The organism is Clostridium sp., from assembly GCF_016650095.1.
Taxonomy (GTDB): Bacteria; Bacillota; Clostridia; order Clostridiales; family Clostridiaceae; genus Clostridium_AD.
In genome coordinates this window covers 1-6400 of the sequence record NZ_JAENWL010000213.1, presented here as the reverse complement: position 1 = coordinate 6400, position 6400 = coordinate 1, and the positions used below count along the sequence as shown (strand labels likewise).

At 30.1% G+C, this 6400-nt stretch carries 9 protein-coding genes; 8 read left to right on the top strand and 1 reads right to left on the bottom strand.

Annotated elements, in window-relative coordinates:
- From JJE11_RS12415 to JJE11_RS12380, 8 genes are all read left to right on the top strand, one after another.
- Nucleotides 1-259 (top strand): hypothetical protein (locus JJE11_RS12415; RefSeq protein ID WP_291636064.1); only part of this gene is annotated, 259 nt, incomplete at its 5' end.
- Nucleotides 260-485: 226 nt separating this feature from the next.
- Nucleotides 486-1391, top strand: a complete 906-nt coding sequence (locus tag JJE11_RS12410) for an NUDIX domain-containing protein (protein WP_291636062.1) — start codon at nt 486-488, stop codon at nt 1389-1391.
- A 34-nt stretch (nt 1392-1425) separates the two neighbouring features.
- Nucleotides 1426-2112: an isochorismatase family cysteine hydrolase gene (locus JJE11_RS12405; protein ID WP_291636060.1), complete on the top strand. Its 687-nt coding sequence runs from the start codon at nt 1426-1428 to the stop codon at nt 2110-2112.
- A gap of 113 nt (nt 2113-2225) precedes the next feature.
- The gene (locus JJE11_RS12400; protein ID WP_291636058.1) at nt 2226-3731 is read left to right on the top strand and encodes a nicotinate phosphoribosyltransferase; all 1506 of its coding nucleotides are present in this window, start codon (nt 2226-2228) and stop codon (nt 3729-3731) included.
- Entirely contained in the window at nt 3721-4326 is a 606-nt protein-coding gene (gene nadD / locus JJE11_RS12395; RefSeq protein ID WP_291636056.1) for a nicotinate (nicotinamide) nucleotide adenylyltransferase, read from the top strand. The genes JJE11_RS12400 and nadD overlap by 11 nt, the downstream gene beginning before the upstream one ends.
- A gap of 156 nt (nt 4327-4482) precedes the next feature.
- The gene (locus tag JJE11_RS12390; protein WP_291636054.1) at nt 4483-4920 is read left to right on the top strand and encodes a nucleotidyltransferase domain-containing protein; all 438 of its coding nucleotides are present in this window, start codon (nt 4483-4485) and stop codon (nt 4918-4920) included.
- Nucleotides 4874-5284 (top strand): DUF86 domain-containing protein, encoded by a 411-nt coding sequence (locus JJE11_RS12385; RefSeq protein ID WP_291636052.1) that lies wholly within the window; start codon nt 4874-4876, stop codon nt 5282-5284. Before JJE11_RS12390 ends, JJE11_RS12385 begins: the two co-directional genes overlap by 47 nt.
- Before the next feature lie 27 nt (nt 5285-5311).
- Nucleotides 5312-5731, top strand: coding sequence for a hypothetical protein (locus JJE11_RS12380; protein ID WP_291636050.1), 420 nt, complete (start codon nt 5312-5314; stop codon nt 5729-5731).
- 128 nt (nt 5732-5859) lie between these two features.
- Here the strand turns inward: JJE11_RS12380 and JJE11_RS12375 are convergent.
- Nucleotides 5860-6400, bottom strand: a 541-nt coding sequence (locus tag JJE11_RS12375) for a hypothetical protein (protein WP_291636048.1), incomplete at its 5' end; no start/stop codon positions are given.

Here is a 6400-nt window from a genome sequence, read left to right as displayed (position 1 = left end):
TCTTTTAACTTGTTTATTTTTATACTTGGCTTATGTGGCCTATAGTAAAAGAAATATAGAATATAATTTAAGACTAGTAGTCTTTGAAAATTTAGAACCTGTATTTATAGGGGGCGTTGCTATATGTTCAGGGCTTTTGGCTGGAACTACTTTAGGACATCTTAGGTTAAGATATTTTGGAATTTGGTTTATCATTTTCACTATTATAGGATATTTTATATCCAAGTTATTATTTAAAATATTATCCTCTAGCAAATAATCTAAAAAATTATGCAAAAACTAAATAATACTTAAAAACCGTAAGATTTATTAATTTTACGGTTTTTAACTATTAGTAAATCTTAACATATATTGAAAATCATATTGACTTTGTACTAAAACGATGCTAAGGTTGATAGTATCAAAGTAATACAAAGAATTACAAATATACATAGTCATAAAAATAAGAAAATAAGAAAGGAAAAATGATTATGAGGAATATAGATATGAAAAATAAAGATGGATTAACTGAAAAAGAGTTTTTAGAAAGTTACATATCAGGACATTATGATAGACCATCTAATACAGTGGATATGTTGCTTTTTATTGTAGATGATGTAGCGGTGGAGGGAAAAGATCCTGATAAAGCACTTAAAATTCTTTTAATAAAAAGGGGAGACCACCCATACATGGGATGCTATGCAATTCCTGGGGGCTTTGTACATATTGATGAAGCCTTAAGTACTGCTTGCTATAGAGAACTTAAAGAAGAAACTAATATTGATAGCGTATATTTTGAACAGTTAAAAACTTTCGGTGATTTAGTAGAAAGAGACCCAAGAATGAGGGTTATTGCAATAGCTTATTTGGCTTTAGTTGATAAAACTAATATTAAGCCTATAGCGGGGGATGATGCTACTTATGCACAATGGTTTACGGTAAGAAAAGATTTTATTTCCTCTAATAATTCAGGAATAGAGAGAGTTGATACATACAATATAACTCTGGTTTCTGATGATGGTAAGGTTAAAATAGGATACCTTGTGACTGAGAGATTTGTTAAAAATGGTATTATTTCAATAAAAGTACCTTCTTATGAGCTTATAGGGTGGTGCAAAAATGAACTTGCCTTTGATCATATTGATTTGATATATAGTGCAATTGAAAGACTAAAAAACAAGATAGAATATACTCCAATAGCATTTACATTACTTCCTAAATATTTCACTTTAAGAGAAGCTCAAAAAATATATGAAGCTATTTTGAGTGTAGAGAAACCACTATCAAGAGCTAATTTTAGAAGAAAAATCAAAAAAATGGTTATACAAACCGACAAAGAAAAAACAACATCTGGCAGACCTGCAACCTGTTATATATTTAATGAAAACTGGGAACATAATTTTCTGGACTAATAGTTAAAGCATCAATTTTGCTGAGATACATGGCGTGAGAAATATAAATAGAGAGGATATGATATATATGATGAATTTAATGATAAATAAAATATTTGATATGCAAAAGGAGATAATGGGAAAAGTAGTTAATTTAATTGACCTTCCAAAAGAAAAAACAGCACTAATAGTCGTAGATATGGTAAATGGATTTGTTCATGCAGGAATAATGTCGTCACCAAGGGTTGAAAAGATTATAGATAGTGTTGTGTCTACTAATGAGCGAACATATGGTTATAAGAAGGTATTCTTTTTAGAGCAACATGATGAAGAATCTACAGAGTTTAAAACTTGTGCAAAACATTGCATAAAAAATACTACAGAAGCTGAGCTTATTCCTTCATTAAATTGCGGTGCTACTCTGCATAGTAATACCACAATAATTCATAAGAATAGTACTAATGGGTTTCATGCACCAGAATTTAAAACATGGCTCAATGAAAACGAAGAACAAATTGAAAATTATATTATAGAAGGATGTTCAAGTGACATATGTGTTAAGCATTTTGCTGAAACATTAAAAACATATTTCAATCAGAAGAACCTTAATAGAAGAATTATTGTGCCAATAGACGCAGTTGAAACCTTTGACTTTGAAACACATGATGGAGATTTAATGAAAGTTATATCACTTTGGGAGATGAAGTCGAATGGAATAGAAATAGTAGATACTATAAAATAAAAAGCTGATTATGAATGTAAATAAATAACAAGTGATTGCAACCCTGATTTTTTTAATAAAGCTTTGTTTCAATATGAAACTAATTAAGCGAGGCGAGAAGGAGAAGGATGGAAATGAGTAAAATAATTAATAGCTTCAATATTAATAGATTCGATATTAAAGAGGAAAGAAACCTTTCAATGTTAATGGATTTCTATGAACTAACAATGTCAAATGGATATTTTGTAAATGGGGTATCAGACACAATTGTATATTTCGATATGTTTTATAGGAAAAATCCAGATGGAGCAGGTTTCTCAATAGTGGCAGGGCTCGAACAACTTGTAACTTATGTTAAAAATCTAAAATTCACAAAAGATGATATTGATTATTTAAGAAGTAAGGGGATTTTATCAGAGGAATTCCTAGAATATTTATTAACATTTAAGTTTGCCGGAGATATTTATGCCATGCAAGAAGGCACAGTAGTATTTCCGAATGAAGCACTTGTGACAGTTAAGGCAAAGGTAATTGAAGCACAACTTATCGAAACCATGTTGTTACTAACAATAAATCACCAAAGCTTAATAGCTACTAAGGCGAGTAGAATAGTGAGAGCGTCTAAGGGGAGGCCGGTACTCGAACTCGGAGCAAGAAGGACTCATGGTGCTGATGCAGCTATAATGGGCGCAAGAGCTTCTTATATAGGAGGCGTAAGTGGTACAGCTACTACAATTGCTGGACCAATGTTTGGAATGCCCGTTATTGGTACAATGGCTCACTCATGGATACAATTTTACGGAGATGAATACAAGGCTTTTGAAACATATGCTAAAATTTACCCAGACGCATGTACCTTGCTTGTAGATACTTATAATGTTACTAAAAGTGGTATACCGAATGCTATTAAGACTTCAAAGAATGTTTTAGAGCCACTTGGAAAAAGATTAAAAGGAATAAGACTTGATAGCGGAGATCTTGCCTATCTTTCAAAGGAAGTAAGAACTATGCTAGATGCAGCAGGTCTTACAGATTGCAAAATAGTAGCTTCTAACAGTTTAGATGAATTTATTATAACAGAGTTATTAAATCAAGATGCTAAAATAGACATATTTGGTGTTGGTGAAAGGTTGGTTACTGCAAAATCAGAGTCAGTATTTGGTGGTGTTTATAAATTAGTGGCGGTGGAAGAAGAAGGAGAAATTGTTCCAAGAATTAAATTAAGTGAAAGTGAAGAAAAAATTATTAATCCTGGATACAAAATGTGTTGGAGATTATACGACAAGGATTCGCATAAGGCAATTGCTGATATTATCACAATGGCAGACGAGGTTATAGATGAAACAGTACCTTATACAATCTTTGACCCAGTTCTTATTTGGAAGAAGAAGAAAATTACCAATTTCTATGCTGAAAAGCTTCTAGTGCCAATTTTTCTTAATGGAGAATGTGTATATGAATTACCAACCATAGAAGAAATAAGAACCTACTGTAAAAACCAAGTAGAAAGCATATGGGAGGAAGTTAAGAGATTTTCTAATCCTCATAAATACATTGTGGATTTATCTCAGGAACTTTGGAGTGTTAAGAGGGAATTAATTCAAAGGTATAGATATTTAGAAGAAAAATATGAAGAATAATTTGATGGTGATTTATGGAGGGTCCTTCAACCCGACTTCACTGGCTCACATAACCTTGGCTAAACAACTACTTAGGAGCCTAGCTGCAAAAGAACTTTTGTTTATTCCTGTAGGGGATCATTATAAGAAAAAAGAATTAGCAGCTGCTTATCATAGGGTTAATATGCTAAAACTTGCAATTGGGCAAGATAGTAGGCTAAGGGTAAGCACAATAGAAATTGATACACAAAAAAGACTCTATACAATTGAGACCTTAGATAAACTTAAAAAGCGGTATCCTGAAAGTGACCTTTGTTTTTTAATGGGTACAGATAATTTAAGAGATATAATTAACTGGAAAGATTGGGAGAGGCTAATAAGTGAATATAAGATAATTGTAATGGATAGGGGAGAAGACACTCTTTGGAAAGTCCTCGATGACATTAAAGTTTTAAAAAGTTATAAATCTAGTTTAATTCAAATTCCAGGACTTCTTCAGTCAACAATCAGTTCGACTATGATTAGAAATAATATTAAGGCTAAAAGAAATATTGGACATTTAACAACTGTTGAAATTATAAAATATATAAAAAAAGAAAAGCTGTATTTAGATTAAATAAATGCTGAAAGTTTTGAAAATAAGGATAATTATCATTATAAAGCTTTGACAAAATTATATAAAAAACCTACAATTAGGCTATAATGAATGATAATAGACGAGTAGAATGGCTTATACTGATTTTTCTTAAGTCAAATAAATAAGGTGGAGTATATGGATTATAATTTAGAAGAATTAAAAAATACATGCATAAAGCATGGTATTAAGATGATTTTATTATATGGCTCTCAGGCAACTGGAAATAGTAATGCAGATAGTGATGTAGACTTAGGGTTACTTTTAAAAGATGATTCCTATAATTTTGAAGAGATAATAAAAGATTTAATGCAGGTTTTTAAAGAAAACATCATTGATGTTGCAATTTTAAATCATGGTGATCCTGTTCTTAAATTTGAGGTAATATCTAATTACAAGATATTATTCTGTAAAGAAGATGAAATCTTTATTGAGTTCTACTTAAATACTGTAAAACAATATAATGATACTAGGAAATTTAGAGTATTAGAAGAGGTGTATTTAGAAAATTTTATAAGAGGTGAAAGAAATGGTATACACAAATGTAATCCGCCGAAAATTAATAAATCTTTCTGAATATATTATAGAACTAGAGCCATTTTTAGATTACAGCTATGAACAATATATTTCGAATTATTTTATAAAAAGAACCGGTGAAAGATTAATACAACTCATTGTAGAAAATATGGTGGATATAAATTCCATTATAATTAGTGAAATGAACCATGTACCATCTAAAGACTATTATTCCTCATTTGAAATTATTGGAGAACTAGGTGTTATTCCAATAAATTTTGCAATGGAATTAGCACCATGTACTGGGATGAGAAATAGATTGGTGCACGAATATGATAAAATACAAGACAAAATTGTTTTTGATAGTATAAAAACAGTGATAGAAATGGTTAATAAATATATTGATTATATAAATAAACATTAGTCTATAAAAATGTATAGAGGTGTTGTTATGAGAGAATCTATATTATTGCGCAGTACTATTATTCTTGTAATTGTAATTTTAGTCATAAATGCAATTTTGAAATACCTAATTACTAAAAATAAGATAAAAGCAAATAAAGTATCAAAGATATTTTATAAAGATGATAAAACTTTCATTAAATCTTTTGAAATAGCAAAAGAAAGAGGCAAAATAGGCAGGGTGATGTATGTTTTTGAAGACAGTATTTCGTGTTTTATAATTATGGCATTCTATTTTGGGGCATATTATTCTAAAGGATATATACTAACATGGTTTATTCTTCTTATTACCTATGCTATATTGATTTTATTATTTGCTCCATCTAGGTGGAATGCGGCGCAAGAGAAGTATCACAAATTAAAAGAAAAAGAAAAAATGGGAAATGACAATATAAATATAAAAGTTTAAAGAATAGCTCTAAGTATTATTTAATAATAAATTAAGGGAAGCATATCAAAATGGCTTCCCTTAAAAAATATCATTTTTCAACGACGTTATTATACTATTTTAGGAAATTTTGAGTTTCATCTAAAACCTTAGATGAAATAAACTAGATTAATTATATCTTTTGCGCGTCTTTTATTCCAAAGCAAATCTAAATTTATCTCTCGGTGCTCCCCATAGGTGGAGATTGAAATATAATATGTGTTATCTTTAGAATTCAGTCTTAAGCCAGTGATAGTCATCCAGTGCCAACTATATTCTTTAAATTCCTTTAGAGCATGTTTAAGAACTAATATGGCAACTGGAAGTCTCTCAGATAAAGCCATAGAAATAAAGGTTATAGCTTCTTGAATACTAGTAGCTTTATCATCTAAAATATGGGGAATTAAAGATACACCTCTTTCACTTGAAAAAGCCAAAACATTATCTGAAAATTGTCGAACAGAGGTAAGACCAAAGAATCCTGGCTTTACATATTTTCGAATTTTAATCATATGCTGGATAAAATCTTTTTTATTAATAGTACCCTTATATGGATATAAGGTATTATATTTATCCGGAAATGTTTGAGATAAATATGCAGTTATATTTGCAGCAGCAACAGGACCACAACCACTAAGTTGATTAAATTTC